At 43.0% G+C, this 18488-nt stretch carries 16 protein-coding genes; 2 read left to right on the forward strand and 14 right to left on the reverse strand.

The annotated features are described in order from the left end of the window. Positions 1–97 precede the first annotated feature (97 nt). On the reverse strand, positions 98–1792 hold the full coding sequence (locus AR334_RS19920) for a bifunctional diguanylate cyclase/phosphodiesterase (RefSeq protein ID WP_066316244.1): 1695 nt from the start codon (positions 1790–1792) through the stop codon (positions 98–100). Positions 1793–2258: 466 nt separating this feature from the next. Here AR334_RS19920 and AR334_RS29075 point away from each other — a divergent pair, with 466 nt between their 5' ends. Together AR334_RS29075 and AR334_RS19930 are read left to right on the forward strand one after the other, a co-directional pair. Beyond that, the gene (locus AR334_RS29075) at positions 2259–3026 is read left to right on the forward strand and encodes a helix-turn-helix transcriptional regulator (protein ID WP_082693039.1); all 768 of its coding nucleotides are present in this window, start codon (positions 2259–2261) and stop codon (positions 3024–3026) included. Between the two features lie 42 nt (positions 3027–3068). Further along, positions 3069–3644 carry an MEDS domain-containing protein gene (locus AR334_RS19930; protein ID WP_066316253.1) on the forward strand — a complete coding sequence of 192 codons (576 nt, stop codon included), beginning with the start codon at positions 3069–3071 and terminating at the stop codon, positions 3642–3644. Between the two features lie 258 nt (positions 3645–3902). Here the strand turns inward: AR334_RS19930 and AR334_RS19935 are convergent, their stop codons facing one another. The 13 genes from AR334_RS19935 to AR334_RS19995 form a co-directional block, all read right to left on the reverse strand. Continuing rightward, a complete protein-coding gene (locus AR334_RS19935; RefSeq protein ID WP_066316256.1) occupies positions 3903–4208 on the reverse strand; it encodes a DUF6092 family protein in 306 nt (101 codons plus the stop codon). Then, the gene (locus AR334_RS19940) at positions 4186–4710 is read right to left on the reverse strand and encodes a nitroreductase family protein (RefSeq protein ID WP_066316265.1); all 525 of its coding nucleotides are present in this window, start codon (positions 4708–4710) and stop codon (positions 4186–4188) included. The genes AR334_RS19935 and AR334_RS19940 overlap by 23 nt, the downstream gene beginning before the upstream one ends. An 18-nt stretch (positions 4711–4728) precedes the next feature. Then, positions 4729–5595, reverse strand: coding sequence for an NADPH-dependent oxidoreductase (locus tag AR334_RS19945; RefSeq protein WP_156431340.1), 867 nt, complete (start codon positions 5593–5595; stop codon positions 4729–4731). 39 nt (positions 5596–5634) lie between these two features. After that, complete coding sequence (locus AR334_RS30025) at positions 5635–6582, reverse strand: aminopeptidase (protein ID WP_066316273.1); 948 nt, start codon at positions 6580–6582, stop codon at positions 5635–5637. Between the two features lie 18 nt (positions 6583–6600). Continuing rightward, a complete protein-coding gene (locus AR334_RS30030) occupies positions 6601–7287 on the reverse strand; it encodes an AroM family protein (RefSeq protein WP_066316365.1) in 687 nt (228 codons plus the stop codon). Positions 7288–7328: 41 nt separating this feature from the next. After that, complete coding sequence (locus AR334_RS19960) at positions 7329–8276, reverse strand: DUF1177 domain-containing protein (RefSeq protein WP_066316371.1); 948 nt, start codon at positions 8274–8276, stop codon at positions 7329–7331. 18 nt (positions 8277–8294) lie between these two features. Further along, positions 8295–9356, reverse strand: coding sequence for a DUF917 family protein (locus tag AR334_RS19965; protein ID WP_066316275.1), 1062 nt, complete (start codon positions 9354–9356; stop codon positions 8295–8297). Between the two features lie 10 nt (positions 9357–9366). After that, entirely contained in the window at positions 9367–10998 is a 1632-nt protein-coding gene (locus AR334_RS19970) for an OPT/YSL family transporter (protein WP_066316277.1), read from the reverse strand. Between the two features lie 78 nt (positions 10999–11076). Next, positions 11077–11994: a DMT family transporter gene (locus tag AR334_RS19975; protein WP_066316284.1), complete on the reverse strand. Its 918-nt coding sequence runs from the start codon at positions 11992–11994 to the stop codon at positions 11077–11079. A gap of 55 nt (positions 11995–12049) precedes the next feature. After that, entirely contained in the window at positions 12050–12706 is a 657-nt protein-coding gene (locus AR334_RS19980; protein ID WP_066316295.1) for an aspartate/glutamate racemase family protein, read from the reverse strand. Between the two features lie 158 nt (positions 12707–12864). Next, complete coding sequence (locus AR334_RS19985; protein WP_253701329.1) at positions 12865–14388, reverse strand: PucR family transcriptional regulator; 1524 nt, start codon at positions 14386–14388, stop codon at positions 12865–12867. Between the two features lie 233 nt (positions 14389–14621). Beyond that, on the reverse strand, positions 14622–15566 hold the full coding sequence (locus AR334_RS19990; protein ID WP_066316373.1) for an aldo/keto reductase family protein: 945 nt from the start codon (positions 15564–15566) through the stop codon (positions 14622–14624). A gap of 128 nt (positions 15567–15694) precedes the next feature. After that, entirely contained in the window at positions 15695–17824 is a 2130-nt protein-coding gene (locus AR334_RS19995; RefSeq protein WP_066316306.1) for a helix-turn-helix domain-containing protein, read from the reverse strand. Between the last annotated feature and the right edge of the window lie 664 nt (positions 17825–18488).

Genomic DNA, 18488 nt, shown 5'->3' on the forward strand with positions numbered 1-18488 from the left:
TTTATATCACCGCCTAACAGAAAGATTTCTGAGAAGGGTCTTCCCCCAACACCTGATAATGGGGCCCTGATGCTTGGCCCCTATCTTTTAAAAAAATCTAATTATAGAGTGCTAATAATTTTTGCATTACTCTTTCGGAAACAGGCTTACTTAATAAGAAACCTTGAACTTGATTACATCCATACAGAGACAAGAAAGTGAGCTGTTCTTCTGATTCTACTCCTTCTGCAATCACATTCATGTTTAATTCGTGCGCTAAATTAATAATGTATCTTGCTATAGATCCGTGATTTTCTAATAATTTCTTCGTGAAACGCTGATCAATTTTAACCGTATCAATTTGAAACTTTTGAAGGTATAAAAGGGAAGAATAGCCCGTGCCAAAGTCATCTAAAGAAATTTTTATTCCCTCTTTTTTCAATCTCAAGATCCCTGCTGTAAAATGTTCCTCATTTTGGATCAGGGAACTTTCCGTAATCTCTATTTCTAATAAATTTGGATCAACATTGATTTCTTTGATTATTTGCAAAAGTGTGTCATCCCAGTGGTTTTTTAGAAAAAACTTAGGTGAGATATTGATGGAGACGGGGACGAGTTTTACATTATTTTTTTCCCATTGTTTGATCTGAATACAAACCGCTCGAAACGTCCATTCTGTAAGTTTAAGAATTAAATTACTTTCTTCTGCCACTGGAATAAATTCACCTGGCAATGTCAATCCATGCTGGTAGTGCTTCCACCGAATAAGGGCTTCCAAACCTACTATTTTTCTATTCCGGGTGTTAAATTTCGGTTGATAATACATAAGAAGTTCATTTTTATTGAAAGCTTTTCTTAAATCTTTTTCTAGGTTATATTGTTTCAAGAACTTTCGATTCATAGCAGTAGTATAAACTTTATAGTTATTCTTTCCAGTTGATTTCGCCCGATATAGAGCACTATCAGCCTTCCTTATAAGGTCTTGATTTTCCTTTTCACCTTGAAAATATGTAATGCCAATGCTGGTGCTAATGAATAGTTCATACTGATTAATATGAAAAGATTCCTCAAAGGAATTAATGATTCTATTTGCAATCGAAATCACCTTTTTAGAATTGTCTTTTGCATATTCAATTACCAGTAAAAATTCGTCTCCTCCCATTCTCGCAATAATGTCGTTCTGGTCGATTATGCTCTTTATTCTTTTGGAAACTTCAATTAATAATTGATCACCGATTAGATGTCCAAAGGTATCATTAATCCGTTTAAATCCATCCAAATCCAGGCACATTACCGCAAATGTTTTATTATCGTAGGGTTGAGAAGATTCTTTTACAACATCCTTTAATACCTTATCGACCAGTCGCCTATTCGGGAGAGCTGTCAAATAATCATAAAAGGCTAAATGATTCATCTTTTCCTCATATTTTTTTTGCTCTGAAATATCTTTAATGATTCCATTTAGACAAATTAAACGGCGGCTTGTATCCAAGTCTGGAATGGTTTCATCTCGTACCCATCTTATATCACCATTTTTATGTTTAATCCGGTAATCGGCCTTTATCTTTTTACCTTCGATTAATGTTCTTTGTTTACTTGTATATAAATCCAAGTCCTCTTGGAGGATTAAATCTTCCCACCTTATTTCTCTTGTCTCCAATTGCTCCGCAGTGTAACCACAGATTGATTCAATGCATGTAGAACAAATAATTTTATTATTTAGTAGATTTTCAGACCAAATACTGACATTTAAAGAACTGACATAATCTATCGCTTGTTGTAAAAGCGGCTCCTGATAAGAACCATCTGCCATTTTAAACCTCCTGTCCCATTGTATTTCCTTTTATTCATTTTTACGTAGTTTCGTTTTTAAAGGTCTAACCTTTTTCAAAATAGAGGTTACTCTTTCGTGAGACGAATAAGTCCTTGTGAATATTTTAATTGATTGTACATGTCGAAAAATGTTGCAAACTGCAACATTTTGTAGAAATTCCCACCTATTTCCCACTAGGAAGGGAGTGTAAAAGCGATTATTTCTTGTTCTTATTACCTAATAATGACAAACACGTCAAAACAAATGTGGCATTTCGCAACATTTGTACAGGTGTATTGTTTGTTATACTAGATGAACTGAAATTCCATTAGTATCCAAAAAGTCCAAACATGTAGCATAGTAAGCCTTTACTTCTTATGCTTATATTAAATGTATACAAATCTTTAAAATATTATTTTTAAATAATAATAATCTGGTGTGATCAATACTAATGGTGGGAGGAAGCATGAAGAGAGAATGGTTAATCAAACTTAGGAAATCAAAACAGATGACACAAAAGCACATTTCCTCTGCTGCTTTTATCGACAGAGCTTACTATGCACAAATTGAAAGTGGAAGACGCAACCCAAGTATTAATGTGGCAAAAAGTATTGCCCATTTATTAGGGTTTGATCCAATGGATTTTTTTCCAGAGGACTTTAATCCATCACTTAAAGATTATCATTCGCCTAAAGTAACCATTCTAAATCCAACTACTACAGAGGCTTTTAGCAATAGGACGGGTCTTGTCCTTTACCTTTTTAGTAATGTGGATGTTTATTATCAACATGCCAATACATTTTTACTTTCAGGAGTTAAAAATGGCAGGCAGTGTTTTCTTTTTGATTATAAAGAGAACTTGAGGATCTACGAACAAAATTTCAATAAAACCTTTGATAAAAACAACGAAGAGTCCGTAACGTTTATTAGCCTGGAGGAATTTAGCGAAGAAGATGTGTTTAGTAGACTAAATTCATTATTAACAAACGATGAAAAAGAAATTAATGTTTGGGTCAAAGGAAATCCAAATTATTATGGTTCTTTATTAAAAAACTTTTTGACTAATGATTCTTTGTTTGTCGTCTCATACAATAGCACGATGATCACAGCTAGCGCCCATATCGATTTGATGAGAAAATATCCGTATCTAATGACCGATAGGGAAATTTTAGATTCACGCTTATATAAAACAGCGACAATCTTACCTTCACTTTACATTCAAGAGAACTTATAATGACATTCCTTTGAAATTTTCCAATGAAAGGAAAGATAAATTTTGAAGAAAACCCTTCCACTCACAAAATATATTAATGTCCCCGACACCGCGCATATATTATATCTATATAACAAAAAAGAGATATATCTTAAAAACTTAATGGCATATATAAAAGCAGGCATTTACCATCATCATCACATAATGATAATTGAAAATGCTTCTGTATATGTTGAAGCAGGCAAACTGATTCGTCAATTATTCTCAAAAGAAGAACAAAAACTAATATCATATATTGATAATGATACATTTTATAATAATCATGGTAATTTCATATCTCATAACATAGTGGAACACTTTGGAAAGATCCTATCCCCTTTACGAAATGATCATATTTCGGTTCGTACATGGGCCAATGTTCAATGGAGAAATCAAGAAAATATAGAAGCTGAATTAGCGGCACATGAAAAGGTGGCCGATTGTAGCATCAAAGATATGGGAATAATGTCCGTTTGTTCATACTCATCTTCGTCCATATCTGCCTCTCTCGAAACTAGATTGATGCAAAGCCATGAATTCCTTATGACCGATGAAGAATTTGTTTTGTCCCCACTATATGGAAATTTTGTAAACCATTAAATTCTCGTAGTCCGGGGCCGCGGCTTTATTCTTCTTGGGCAATCAAAAATTTTGCGCAAATGGATTTAACACATAAAAAGCACAAAGGCACAGCTAACTTAAACCACTAGCTGTGCCTTTTTTACGCGTAAAACTTCCGATTTTCCACTTAAGAACCGTCTACTAGGCACGTAGAGGCTCCATACGTGACCGGTTTCATCTTTCCGCTAGTCGGGCCTTTTCGCAAAATATCCTTCTAAACGGCCCCCAATCTCAGCTCTACTTTATAGTAAGTTCCACCAAATTCAAAACGGCACCGTCGATCGCTTTTGCAAACCCTTCCGGATCATTCATGGCCCGCCAGCGTTCTTTTCTTAAAGATTCCAGGCCTGCTTCAAGCGCATCGTCTTTTATGCCTGCTTCTTGGAGCAGACGCAGTGCCCGTTCCATAGAATCGATCATTCGCATCGGTCCATAGCTTAGTGGTTCACGGTACAAACCCTTGGCGCTTGTTAACGTATAGGCAACATAATCGCGGAGGTGCTCCTGTAAGGCCATTGCTTTAGTTGTCTCCGTAGTAGTCATAGGAAATCACCTCCTGGACTTGCTTGCTTGTCTTCGGACGGGGTGGTGCATCGGCGTATCCCAGGCTGATCAGAAGCTCGGGTTCCACTTCATCCGGAAGGACAAGGATTTTCTTAATCGAATCCTTATGAAACGAACGAACGGGGCAACTGCCAACACCATCCGAATGAGCAGCCAGCAGAATATAAGCAGCCGCAATCCCAAGGTTAACAAACCGGAGAACTTCGGCGGTATCAACACCTCCCCGCACCAGAGACTCACTAGCATTGGAACACAATACAACAACAGCGGCCGGTTCGCCCGATAACCCTGGGGCAAATCGTTTTATCCTCTTTATTTGGTCCCTATCCTGTACAATCACAAAATGCGATTCCTGTGCATTGCTCCCTGATGGGCTGTGCAAAATCGCTTGTTCAATGGCTTCCACCACTTCTTGCGGTAATGCTCTTTCATCAAATGATCGGGCACTCCGCCTTGTCTTAACCGCTTCGATTACTTCCACTTAACAACTTCCCCCCTTCTATCGCAATGAAAACCCATGCTCTTCCAGAATGCAGCGTAAATTCTCCCGCAAGCTTGCAGAAACGGCAATGGTCTCAGGCCGGGTGCACCGGCGGGCGGTGTGCTCACACCAGCCGTACTCGAGCCCATGTTTCTCCGGTTCGCCTGCCAGAGAAACCCGGCGTCCGTCATAGGTTCTTCTTGAAATCATCGTTTGATCGTACTCGTCAAATAATAGGTCGATTCCTTCAGTGGAATACTGTTCCTCATGCACCGTCACTTGTTCGGGAAGGCGAGGTTTCACTCCCCGCCTAACTCCCTCCCGCTCATATCCGATGGACAAACCAGCAACAGCAAAAACCCCTTTAGGCAGGTTAAGCTCCTTCACGACTGATTGCGGATCATTGCGGATGGAACCAACAGGTACGCCAGCAAGACCGAGTGACTCTGCAGCCACCAGTGCGTTTTGTAAGGCAAGCGAGGCATCCATTGCTGCAAGCAGAAACATCTCAAGTGTGTCAGCGGCAAATTTGTACCCTTGCCGGCCAGTAACATATTTTAATCGATAAATATCCGCACAAAAGATGAGAAACACGGGTGCCTCACGAATAAACTGCTGGTTTCCTGACAAAGCCGCCAATCGATCTTTTCTCTGTTCATCCTTTACGATCACGATACTATAGGCTTGAAGATTGGAGGAGGTTGGTGCACTGCGTGCCGCCGTCGTAATCGCCTGTAACATCCCTTCAGGTAGCGAATTCGGCAAAAATCCCCGGACAGACTCATGGCTTGTTAAAACCTCTATCGTTTCGTTCAAAATGTCTCCGGCCAAATTAATTCCTTCCAGCTCGACCCTGTTTTTTATCATTTTGCTTGTGTTGTTCACGGTTCCACCCCCTCTACGCTAAACCTTTTTTCAAAAAATTTACTTCTTAAATCCCCCGCTGACCATCAATACTTCATCATCAATATAAATATCCGGATCCTTGACGACGCCATCAATGTGAACACCGGCAGAGATGACGCCGCCGAAAGTATTATTGCTGCCAAAGGCGACATGAATCGTTCCGTATACTTTCTCATCCTCAAGAACGACACCGGTAATGCGGGCCTTATTGTTCGTGCCAATTCCAAATTCACCGAGCTGCCTGCCATCGCCATCTCCCAAGATTTCCAGCAATTTCGCGCCTTCATCCCCATCAGCCTGAACAATCCGTCCACTAACAATTGTGAGAAGAACCGGCGAGGACAATTTTCCAATCCCGGCAATAGAGCCATCAATTAAGATTTGGCCATTTGCCGAACCTTCGACAGGTGCGATATAGGCTTCCCCAGAAGGCAGGTTACCGGACTCACCCGGATTCACATACATTCCAGTACTTGGGACACCATCCCGGCCCTTAATCGAAAAAGATAAGGAATAGCCATCTTTTTCAATCCTGACAGATTCGCCGCCTGTAAGTATGTCGGTCACACTTTCTGTGATCAGCTTGACTTCGGAATAATCCGCTGAAATCGCTCCTTCTAAAAACATATCCTCGGTAATCCCCGGCATCGTCGCCAATCGGGCCCCTGCTGCAGCAGCCTTCTTTCTGGCCTGGGTATGGGTCAGGGAGTGCTCGGTGATACAGACGACAACATCCGCCCCTGCCATCGCGGCAGCTATTGGAGCCGGCGGTTCTTCCCCTGATTTTGCTCTCTCATTCATGACCACAAGCATCGCTTCAGCACCGAGCAGCTTTCCTGCCTCATATAACGCCTCCGCCAGATTCTTTTTTACATCGTCCGTCACGACCAGAAACGTTTCATTTTCTTTTAATGCTAAACATGCCCGAAGGACATTTTTACTAACTTCCACTAATGATTGATTCATTGCTCTCGCATCCTTTTTCTAAATCATTTCTGAGACTAATTTGGCCATAATGGCATTCGACAAGATGACCGGCAGCCCGGTTTGCCGGGCAATCAGCTCCCGTGCTTCCTCAGTATAGCCCATGCAATCGAGTAAGATCATATCCACTTTCTCACCTAACTCCACCGCAGCCGCCGCATAATCCGCAGCATTAGGATTGTATGGTGAGGCAACCGCAAAAAACGGCTCTAGCCCAAACGGAGAGAATTTTGGATATAACGTTTCCTTCTGTTCCTCAAGCGGGACAATGACCCCAAAGCGCCGCTTCCCGACAAGCGCTTTCACCGTAGGCGGGATAATATGGTCCGGCTCAATCAGATAGGACGTCGTCGTTGTCAGGCCTGGGAAGACTCCTGTACAGAGAAGGAGAATTTGCTCAATCCCCTCTTGCTCCAAAAACGTAATCTTTTCCTGTAAAATTGGTTTAATTTTTTCACGCGACATGACCACGGACTCGCCGGTGACCAATCGGGAGGTCAGGACATAATCGCCCTTTTCCGGGAATAAGGTTCTTTCAATATACTCTTTCGTCATCCCATCCAAAACGCCTACCTGCACCAGTTCCGCCCTTCCTGCTATGTACCTCTCAATGATTGGCGCGATATCTGTTCGCGGTGCCTGGCCAATTGTAATCATTCCAAGCTTTTTCACGATCAACACCTCCATAATAGATTGAAAAAGGAGGGCACACACCGCCCTCCTCCTGCTTACCGTTGAGCTGTTTTTTGCCCCATGGTTTGTAATACTTTCATTGAACCGTATAACTCTGTGATTCTAGTAAACTCATCTTTGCTGTACAACTCGCATGTTCCTGCGGTCGCTTCTTTGGCCACTTCTACCGCAAAACGGACTGCATCGGCAATATCCGTTTCATGGCTGGCACCTGTTCCGCATCCAGGTACAATCGATTGTGCCGTAATGGCTACCCCTACCACTGGTGCATCCGTAGCAACCGCCGGCTGAAGAATCGAGTTGATATGATATAAGTCATTTCCATATGGTGTAATATCCTGTGTCGTGATCGGGAACGTCACCGGCAATTGTCCGGTTGCCATTTCCATAATTCGCAATAGATCATCGCTAACTCGAAGGATGTACCCTTCCTTGACTGTTGGCGAAATCGCTATCCCTTTATGGTTAATCACGCGATTGCCCTTCGTGGTGTCAATCGATAACACAGCTTCCATTTCCGGTAGTACTTCATATTTGTTCATCGTCAAAATATCAACCGGCGAGTCCATGAAATCGACAGGCTCGTGCGGGCGCGTCGGGGCATCCGGGCAGATATGAGTCGTCACGATCACATCACCCTTCAGGCTGTCGCCCTTCACCTGCATGTCGGCAAGCTTTAGGGCACTAGCAACAGCAGCCACCGCTCCATCCGCATCGGAAACTAATCCAATCCGGCTTGGACGGGCGCCAATCCCGCCAAGGCGTCCGATAATCCCAAATGTCGGGGCATCGCCGCCATTTATTTTTCCGTTTGTTCCCGGGATCACGATTTTGATAAAATCCGTGCTTCCTTTTTCACCTGTAACCGTTTGGACTGTCACAGTGACATTGGAATATTGACTGAACAATTCCTTCACCTTTTCACCGTTAACAAAGGCGCTATCTAAAGAATCAAGTGCGGTTAAAGTTTGTTTCAGAACCATTTTTCCATCCATCCTTCCTTACAAGCAATATTCTAGTATTGGTTTTTTGATGATATCCTCTACCGGCTTCATTAACTTCTCGTTTCGCATCGTGGTACTTAACAGCAGATTCTCCTTTGGAACGACGATGACAGCGATTTGCTGGCCCTTTTTAATCGCAGCAGAAACAATTGGTTCTGCAGTTCTTGCATCCAGGGTCATGATCAAATCAGGGAAGGTGCCAAAGCGTTGGCCATTTTTCTCAAGCGTCATATATTCATTCCAAAAAGTAAGTTCATACGTATCATTGAGCGTGACGTTCCCTACATCAAAACCGCCAGTCGTCTCAAGGGTGAAGTCTGTGACGATTCCCTCTGCCGCGACAGTGCCGCCCAGTTTCCGGACCACTGCATCAATAGCCGCCTCTCCAGTGTGGGCAAGCAACGCCTCGCCCACTTCAATCGCCTGCAGGATTCCCCCCGCGGCGCCGTTTGCCTTTGCATAGGCTGCCGTAACTGGATTTCTAGCAACTGCCACCATCCCGCCAGCATCAATGGAAGCGGTTCGGATAAAGCTCGCAGCCTTGTCCAGCGACCCTGACACACTCAATTCCATATAGCGTGCACCCTTTCCGCCAACTGCTGCCTGATGGGAAACATAGCCTTCCTGCTCTGACAAGTTCAATGACCCCATCGAGCCTGTCGGGTGCGCACGGCCATTACATGGAATATCGACAAGCGGGATTCCGGTAAGCGCCGATTGGAACCAGCCATTCACGGTCGTGGAAGCTCCGTTTTCATTGGTAATAATCCCCTGAATCGGTTTACCCAGTTTTGCCGCGAGGATGTCCAAAGCTTTGGTATAATAAATCGGCTTCACATATTTATCCTTTGCCGCAGGTGCCCCGACTAGGGACACCGTTACCAGCAGGTCATCATCTTTCATCTCATCGGGGGTATAAAGTACAGGCTCGCCAATATCGACTGCCAGTCTGCCAATTTGAAGGCCGTCTTCAATCCAGCCTCCGCCTCCACCGCCAAGGACGGCTCCGCCATAAACAGCATACTCAACCATTTTTTTGTCTAACTCAATTTTAGCCATCTATCTCGCCTCACTTACCCATTTTGAATACGGAGTTGAAGAAACTAAACAATGCATCACCAGCGATAAAGCCTGCTGCCAAAATACTCATTGGTGTATCCGCTTCGGCACCCTTCAGCTTTCTCCAAACAATCCGGATCAGAATACCCGTTAATACTGCAAAACCTGCAAAAGGTGTTAGAATCAATAAACCTGTGGCAAACAAAACACCCAATTGACGGCTTGGACCGCCGATCAACTGAAGAATCGCCCCCGGAATTGCCCAAATCAACAACTGCTTCGCTACTTCCATCGACGTACCCGCTTCAATCGTAGAAACATACACGGCATCAATCGGCGGAACTAAATTTTGCGCAAAATATGCTTTATACGTCACAAGAACAGTGATCAGTGCCACACCAAACGCAACCATCCCGGTAATATACTGCTGTTTTCTTCCAGCAAGCTCATATTCCCTGTCTGCCCCGCGTCCGCGAAGGATATGCCCTGTTTTAAAGTCATACCCCATATCGGCAAAGGCGGGGCCAGTCGCTGCACTAAAGCCTGCAAGTAACGCAAGCGCCAACGGAGGGAAACCAATCATCATCCCAATTAAAAGGGTAATAAACGCTACCGCAAACGCAGGGAACCAACCTGAATGCATTGCTGCAATCCCTACAATGACTTCATGGACGAACGCTGCAAACGCCGCAAAGAATAGGAAACCAATTAACATGCCTAGTGACATATCCGTCATCAGTCCACCGGTAAGTGCGATAATCAAAGCGATGACAAGGTAGGCCAGGAACCCTACTCCCAACGCTTTTCGAGCATCGTTGATTGGACGGGTTAACGTTGAATCTTCTGCATCTGCCACCGTTTCGACAGCAGCTGCCACCTCGTTCCTGCTAGAGGGCGGAGTTGGCTTCTGTCTTGAAAAAATCAGCTTGGAAACTTGAATTAAGGCGACTATACCGGCACCAATCATTAATCCGTGAGGAATATAAAGGGCATTGACATCAACACCAAATACCGGAACAGAATATTGCCTTACTAGAAGACCAATCCCAAACATCGTCAGGGCCCAGATATTACCGATAAAGGCTACCCCGAAGGCAGACATCGGAATTTTTAAAACAGAACCGATAATACCAATCACAATACCTACACCAAGAAGACCGGCACGTTTACCGCCCTTGTCCCCTGCCAGGATCGATTCGGCAGTAGCAACACCAGGAGCCCAAGTCCCCTTTGCAGGGAAGAGCTTTGAGTCGAAAATTTTATAAAGAATGGCGGCATCAACAAACATTGCCAGAGCGGCACCAATTAACATCGGAATAATTAAGTCCGGCTCTCCCATGAGAAACGGAATCCCGATTGGAATCAGCAACGAGTTCGCTGCACCAAAGGTGGCGGCAGAAATCGAGGTTTGCACCAGGTTTTGACGATGAATCGATTTAAACCTGGTGAATATAGTGACTGGAATTCTCGCAATTAACATCGCGATCAGTGCACCTATAATCGATGTATTGGGAGTGACACCGAGACTGGTAATAATCTGCATCCCGATAATCGCACCAAATACGGCTGTTACAACGGTTAAGATCAGTGTGACCGGTTCAAACAAACGCGGATGGTTTTTCTCATTTTCTTCATGATTCACATTGGTTCCCCCTAACTAAAATGGTCGAAATATAATTTTTATAAAAAATAATAGCTTAAAAAGTTCAAAGCAGTTAAGTCAGTCAGTCGTCTTGTTGTGGGTAACCATTACATCGCCGGAAATGGCTCTATTCTTAAAGACCATCCCCATTTGAATTGTACCGAGGAGGATACCTGCAAAGACAAGGGCCGCCCCGAACATTTGCTGCGTGGTGATCAAGGTTTGATAAATTAAATAATCTAGTAGCATCGTCATTAACGGCTGCAAATTCAAGACAATCGCTGCTTTCGCTGCACCCACATCATTCATGGCTTTATTCCACATAAGCGTGGTCAACCCTTGACCAATGATCACGGATGCGGCAGCAATGACCCAAAGCGGCAGTGACTTATTCCATGCCACGCTCGTACCCGATAAAATAAATGGATCGAAAATGGCTGCACTTAGGATAAAACTATAGGTTGTAATGATGAGAGTAGACAATCGCTCGGATAACAAGCGGACAAAAATGAGGTTGCACGAAAAGGTTGCCGCTCCTCCGAACAGGAGCAAATCCCCTTTCGAAAAGACAAACTGTCCTTTTACCGCTAACACTAGGTAAATTCCGATAATCGCAATCAAACTTCCGATAATCATGCGGACCGTAATTTTTTCTTTTAAAAAAACACCCGCCAGAAAAGCGGTAATAATGGGTGATAGGCTGAAAATCAATGATGCATTGGCTGCTGAGGAGTACTTTAAGCCTGTAAAAAGGAAAACCTGATTTGCAACTAAACCAATGAGCGCGGCCCCGCTAAGCAGCACAAACTCTCTGGGTTTTACTTTTACAAATGATTTCGAAAGGATTGACACTAGAATAAAGAAAAATGAAATGACAGTTAAACTAAAAGCAGATAGAAATAACGGACTGAATTCTTTTAATAGGAACTGCCGGGCCAAGTAATTCCCCGCCCAGACAAAAACACAAAATAAGAGTATCGTGTAGGATTTAACCAATAAAGTACCCTCTTTCAAATGCCAAAAGCTAGCTGCTCACGTCATGGATCCTGACCTAGTTTACGTTTGCCGGTACCATTTGTTTGTATACGTTGGAAGCAAACATGCCTTCAGCTTCTACGGCATCTAATATCGGAACATGTAATTCTTTCCGTAACACGTCAGCAAGACCAATCGTGGAAAAACCAGTGCAAGCAAACATGATCACTTTGGCCCCTTGATTGACTAGCTGTTGAGCTGCGGCGACAGCTTTTTCCCGACCAGCAGGAGTCAGTAAATCAGTTGTATTGGTAACGCCTTCTGGCCGGAGATTCCCTACGAGTAACGGTCCCAACAGATTTTCTACAACAGCCGGAGGAGTTTCGGTAATTCCGAGTACCCCCACTGGTTCCCCAATCGCCAATGCTGTTAGCGCGGCGGCACTTCCTGCCCCAATGACCGGAACGGAAACGGCCTTTCGCAGTTCGTGAATGGCTGGATCAGCAGCACAGCTAATTACAAGGACACGACATCCCTCCTGCTCCAGTTCCTGGCCTAATTGAACAATCTTAGGAACAGCGAGTTGTTCTGTTTCATCATTAAAAATTCCCAACGGCTGATCTGGAATACATTTATTCACTGTAGGCACCTGGTAGGTTTTCGTGATCACATTCCCGTGCTGGTGAAGAATGTCTTCCTTATCAGTGGTAAATACACGGATTACGCCAATCATCTCTCTCTCCCCCTTTATTCGTCCTATTCAACCTATTCTCTGAATCAATAGAATTTATTGAATATTTATATATTCTAGATAATTAGCGCTAATTCGACAATGTTCCTAAAAAACAAAAAAACAAGGACCTTTTGTGCGCAGAGCACAAAGGTCCTCATTTACTCATTGTTTTTATACAAATAAGAATAACCAATACAATAGTAATAGGAAAACCTTTCCTGAAAACTATCTAAATTGATATCGCACAATTCTTTTATTTTGTCGATTCGATATTTTACCGAGTTTCGATGAATAAATAGGTGTTTAGCTGTTTCCATAAGACTTCCGTTCGTATGAATATAGAAATATAACGTTTTGATTAAACCCGCTTGATGATCTTTGTCATATTGTTGAAGAATGCTAAGCTTCTTTTCGACAAACTTGTCCATTTCCACAGTCTTGGAGGTATCCATTAATAATTGGAAGAGCTCGATGTCTTTATATCGATAAACCTGTTGCTGGGGATTGATCCGTGTTCCTAACGCAATCGCTTTTTTGGCTTCCAGGTAACTCCGGTTTAACTCCCAAAGCTTGGTTTGTCCGCCAAACCCGATTCGAGCCCCCTTCCATTTTCCCAAAAATAGAGCCAGAATACCTGTCCAAGAATCGTCGTCTTGGGCCAGATTCTGCACGCCCCGGTCGTCATCCAGCGAGGCAAGCAATAGCACAACTCGTTCCGGGAGCACATGAACATAGGACCTCGTGCTCCGCCTTTGGGATCCATCCTTAATCAACTCTCTGAGCGTTTCGATAAATAATGGAGCTTTTTCACTCCTATACTCAACAATTGCAATTTCCCATAATAGCTCCGGCTTTAGACCAAGCTGTGTTCCTTTATTGATAATAATCTGTTTGGATAACATCAATCCGCTTAATAATTCATCAATAAAATCACCGCGCAGCTTCAATTCTGTTTCCAAAGCGGTTTTTCTTCTCATTAACTCCAAAGAGAACACAAGTCTCGCTTGTTCCACACAGACAAGCTCAAAATCATCTAACTCATCTTTTTCAATAAATAGTTTCCCTTCGACTTGCTGATCCACTGTAATATTCCAAGAACGCAGATGTGCACTGGGGATTTCTTTGGTATCTGTCGGCGAGGAAACAATGATGTCCCCTGTCTTATCGACCAGTAGAATGCTTGAATTCAACAAAGAAGAAACCTTATTCGCAACCGCCTGAATGCCGCGATTATCCAACACCAATGAGGTGAGATCCTTGTAAATCCCTTCCGACATGCGGAGCAGGGAAGCTTGTTTATCGATAATTTGCTCCATCACCGCGTGAGTAATATCCATATAGGGAATCGTATTCGGCAGCTGAATAATCGGCAAACTGTATTTATTGCTCATTTGGATCATTTCGATTGGCACATCATGCAAAAAACGTCCCGGCTTAATGGCCAGTGCCGCTGCCGATGCCAGTGCCAGCTGTTCCACCAAACCGGGAAGCAGCATCGGATCATGCCGGATCGAATAGGCCGTTGTTAACAAGAGCTCCCCTTCCCGAAGCCAGCCTTTCAAGTCCGGCACCTCCATAATATCAATAAACCTGACAACCCGATCCAAACCTGCTTCCCCACTTAGCACCCTCGCATTACTCATAACTGGAAGCCGAAGCACCTCACGAAGCGAAATACCCACCGGATTCAAACCAATCACCTTCCCTTATACATGACCTCTTCCTTTTTTAGAAAGTTTACCACAACGATTATGCATGTGGGCAAAATCCTCAGTTTGCTAAACAAGAAAATGGGAGGACTTTCCAACTTTATTGATACCGAACATGAATTAACAGAAAGAGTATTGAACGGGGGTCTGATCCCAATATCAGAGAAAGGGGGCCATGATGCTTGGCCCCCTTTCATTAAAAATGACTATTCTAAAATGCCCTCGATTTTTTGAATAACCTCATCTGAGAGTTGAACGTCGATGGCTTTCACGTTTTCCTCCACTTGACTTGGTTTACTTGCACCAATTAATGTACTTGAAACATTTGGCTGTCTTAAAATCCATGCCAAAGCAAGAGTAGGCAATGTGATTCCCAACTCACCGGCCAATTTCTCCAGTTGGTCCACTTTTCCAAAAATCGTCTCATTCAGCATTCTTTTCATAGAGCTATTAATGGATTCGTTTGATGCCCGACTATCTTCAGGAATGCTATTACCCTTGTATTTTCCTGTTAACACCCCTTGAGCAAGCGGAGAAAAGACCACCTGTCCTACGCCGTATTTTTCGCTCACAGGGATGACTTCTTTTTCAATATAACGATGGAACATGTTATATTGCGGTTGGTTCACCACAATCCGGTCTAGCAAAAATTGATCAGCCACACGAATGGCTTCTTCAATTTGGGCTGCACTCCATTCGCTTACACCCGCATAGAGGATTTTCCCTTGACGAATCAAATCATCAATGGCCCTTAACGTTTCTGTAACTGGGGTTTCTTTGTCATAGCGATGGCAGTAAAAAATATCGACATAATCTAAGTTCATTCTCTTTAAGCTGGCATTTACTTGTTCGATTACATGCTTTCTGGATAAGCCACGGTCATTCGGCCCATCTCCCATTGGCCAAAATGCCTTTGTTGTAATGATATACGACTCACGCGGATACTCCTTTAAGGCTTGAGCCATCACGCGCTCACCTTGACCGCGCTCATATACATTGGCAGAGTCAAAAAAGTTAATCCCTAATTCGTACGCTTTATGTATAGTCTTTTCAGCCACACCATCTTCCACTGATTTCCCATACGTTAACCAACTGCCTAAACTAATTTCACTTACTTTTAAGCCGCTTTTTCCTAACCTTCTGTATTTCATTTTCATCATTCCTCCCATCCCTGTAAGGGTTTTCCTACTCAAAAAAAGTATATGTCTTCAAAAATGAAATATCAATTATTGAGAAACACCTTTTAGCTTGCAACGGCGTAAGGGTGGTTTCTTGTTTTTTAGAACGATCCTCTGACCCCATCGCCTTGTTTCTCTCTTAGTAAAGAAAACAATTTTCTCCTCACGACATCTATATGCTTTTTCAATCGTTGACTTGCGATTGGAAGGACTTCTAGAGGTGTAAGATGCGCATATTCCACCGATATGAGATGGTCCAAAAGTTGAACTTCTTCTGCAGACCAATTTTCTTGAGCTGACTTAATTTGTTTAAATTCCTCTTTGTATTGCTTTGGCGCTTTATTATACCAATAGGATTGGCAAGCAGAGGCTGAGATTCCAATATTCTGAGAGACTTCATCCAGTATTTCCATTAACCCTCGTCCTTCCCGCGTCCCCTCCAGTATCGATGAAATCAGGATTCTTGCCTTGTCTTCCGTCCAATGATAAGTATGTGGATCATTAGGTTTCTTCGTTTTCTTTATTTCACTTTTTTTAACCAACGGTTCCTTATTTTGCATTTTGAGCTTCTCCCGTCTAGAAGCTTCTTCCTTTATTTTGGCGACATCATGCCTGCATTTGTAGGACCACTTCATATACCATCGGTTTTTGCACTGTTTTCCGTCCATGCCAATTTCCTTGATTCCATCGCGAAAGATTTCATCAAATTTCTTCCCTTGCATCAACCCGTCAAGCACATGCTTTACCAAAATTTGATCCATCGTATCAGTCCAACCATTTTGCTTGGAAGATGCTTTTTCCGAGACCTCTTTCTTCTTTTTATAGGAAGCCACTGCCTTTTGTTGAGACTGTAGGTATTTTTCTAAATCCTGCTTGGTGACCAACCAATTATTATTTCTTTTTTGTGCTTTTAACTCCCCAGTCCGGATTAAATGTTTGATTGTCCGAATGGTCGGAGCGATGCCCCTTCCGTTTGTGGAATGATTTTTAATAAATTCACTCACTTCTTCCAAGGTAAGCCCTTCGACGGTTGATTTCTGTTTACTCTTTGCAGGTGTCACTTTTAGAGGTGGAGCAACAGCAGGTTTTGTCTCCAGTTCTGCCTCTTCTTGAACCTCTGTTGCCTCTAGGTAATCCAATAGATTTTGTTTCGATACGACCCAAATATCCCTGATCCGCTGCGCCTTGAGGACCCCTTGGTTGATGAGAATCTCAAGAAGTTCTACGGAAATCTCTCCATCCTTTATATCCTGAATAATCTTAACGGCATCCTCTAATTCAAATAGAGTCCCCTCATCATACTCATCAAGCAGACCTTTATTGCCTGCAGCACCTGATTCGGTCCCTTTTTGCTGCTTGGCAACTAATTGAGCAAGATCTCTTCGGAGTTTTACACTGCCTCTTAAGTGATAAATATAGGAGGATAGCAGCTTTTGTTCCATGGATGGTTCCTCGAAATGCGATCCATACCGGTGATACTGCAGCCAGTGATAAAACAGTTCGGTGGCTTCAAAAATATACAATTTGTTTAATGGACCATATGGCAGGTGGACATAAGTATTCCAGTCCTCCGCCTCTAGTATTTTATAAATGATTTGATAGGGATTACCCTCACCTAGCTTCATGGCCATTTTTAGTTCCGGGGCAACTAGCAATGCCTTTGAATGGTCATAAGCGGGCTGCTTCTCTCCCTTTCCGTTGAGCCAATTCCGGCCGCACCAGGCAAGATAACCAGGCACCGAATCCTCCTGTTTTTTGAGAAATCGTTCATACTCCAATCTCTCCTGTGTACGCTCACGAGGAATGGGTACAACCGGATAATCCTCCACCCTCACACGAAGTAATCCTTCATTTAAGAGGATAACGAGAAGCTCCCAAGAATCGTCCTTTTGCTCAGGCGTATCTGAACCATGACCATAAAATAACGTCTCCAGATACTCCTCCGACCAATGAAAGCACCCCTCATTTATTGCCTTTGAATAAAATTCTACCTTTTGCTCCATCTCATACTCTTTCGTCAACCGGTATTCTGCCGTTTGCCTAAATTCATATTCAAATTTAATTCGGGAAGCAGCATCCCCGCTCTTCACCACACAAAACGCATTGCCCTTTTGTAAATTTTGATAGATGAACGTTCCGCCCCATTGCTTAACCTTTTCACGAAATCCTTTATACTCTTTATCCGTCATTTCATCTATTAAATGATAGGTACTATTTAAAGACCCTTTCAAAAAAAACACCCCTTACACATTCAAACACTTAAATACAAGCTTACTAGTAAAAAAATACTGTTCCATAGATATTTTACCTCAATATTACCTATTATTTAATAGATTGAGTTCCATTCCTATGAACTAGGCAGCAACCGAATTGTCTTTGGTATGAAGTATCTTGGTTATCAAAGTACGGGCATGAAGCGTTTAGAGGAAAAATCGGAGAGAACGTTTGATGAGAGGTGAGGCTATGTCGCGTTTGGAACAAAAAGTCCCAAAACGTCTTTGGTGTTTGAAATAAGTGGAGTACTCTTTTTTTAGCCAGTTGGGTATGTAGAGCTCTCCTACGTGACCGGTTGCTCTTTTTTTCGCACAAATTGGGCACGTAGAACTCTCCTACGTGACCAGTTTCTCTTTCTTTCGCACAAATAGGTCACGTAGAGCTCTCCTATGTGACCAGTTACTCTTTTTTTCGCACAAATTGGGCACGTAGAACCCTCCTACGTGACCGGTTTCTCCATTTCACAGCCAAATTGGGCACGTAAAACTCTCCTACGTGACCAGTTTCTCTTTCTTTCGCACAAATTGGGCACGTAGAGCGATTAAGTCTATATAATTGTGTAAAAAGAAAGGTCATCAATCATGATCCGTGTTAAAATGTTTTTTTCGACCAAGAAAATCA

The organism is Bacillus sp. FJAT-29814 (assembly GCF_001510715.1).
In the GTDB taxonomy this organism is placed as follows: domain Bacteria; phylum Bacillota; class Bacilli; order Bacillales; family Cytobacillaceae; genus Neobacillus.

What these genes read in the sequence shown, in the direction of transcription:
- AR334_RS30025 (WP_066316273.1), bottom strand. Translation starts at nt 6,582, where the DNA reads ATGAATCAATCATTAGTGGAAGTTAGTAAAAATGTCCTTCGGGCATGT.
- AR334_RS30030 (WP_066316365.1), bottom strand. Translation starts at nt 7,287, where the DNA reads ATGGAGGTGTTGATCGTGAAAAAGCTTGGAATGATTACAATTGGCCAG.
- AR334_RS19960 (WP_066316371.1), bottom strand. Translation starts at nt 8,276, where the DNA reads ATGGTTCTGAAACAAACTTTAACCGCACTTGATTCTTTAGATAGCGCC.
- AR334_RS19935 (WP_066316256.1), bottom strand. Translation starts at nt 4,208, where the DNA reads ATGACTACTACGGAGACAACTAAAGCAATGGCCTTACAGGAGCACCTC.
- AR334_RS19980 (WP_066316295.1), bottom strand. Translation starts at nt 12,706, where the DNA reads ATGATTGGCGTAATCCGTGTATTTACCACTGATAAGGAAGACATTCTT.
- AR334_RS19920 (WP_066316244.1), bottom strand. Translation starts at nt 1,792, where the DNA reads ATGGCAGATGGTTCTTATCAGGAGCCGCTTTTACAACAAGCGATAGAT.
- AR334_RS29075 (WP_082693039.1), top strand. Translation starts at nt 2,259, where the DNA reads ATGAAGAGAGAATGGTTAATCAAACTTAGGAAATCAAAACAGATGACA.
- AR334_RS19965 (WP_066316275.1), bottom strand. Translation starts at nt 9,356, where the DNA reads ATGGCTAAAATTGAGTTAGACAAAAAAATGGTTGAGTATGCTGTTTAT.
- AR334_RS19990 (WP_066316373.1), bottom strand. Translation starts at nt 15,566, where the DNA reads ATGAAATACAGAAGGTTAGGAAAAAGCGGCTTAAAAGTAAGTGAAATT.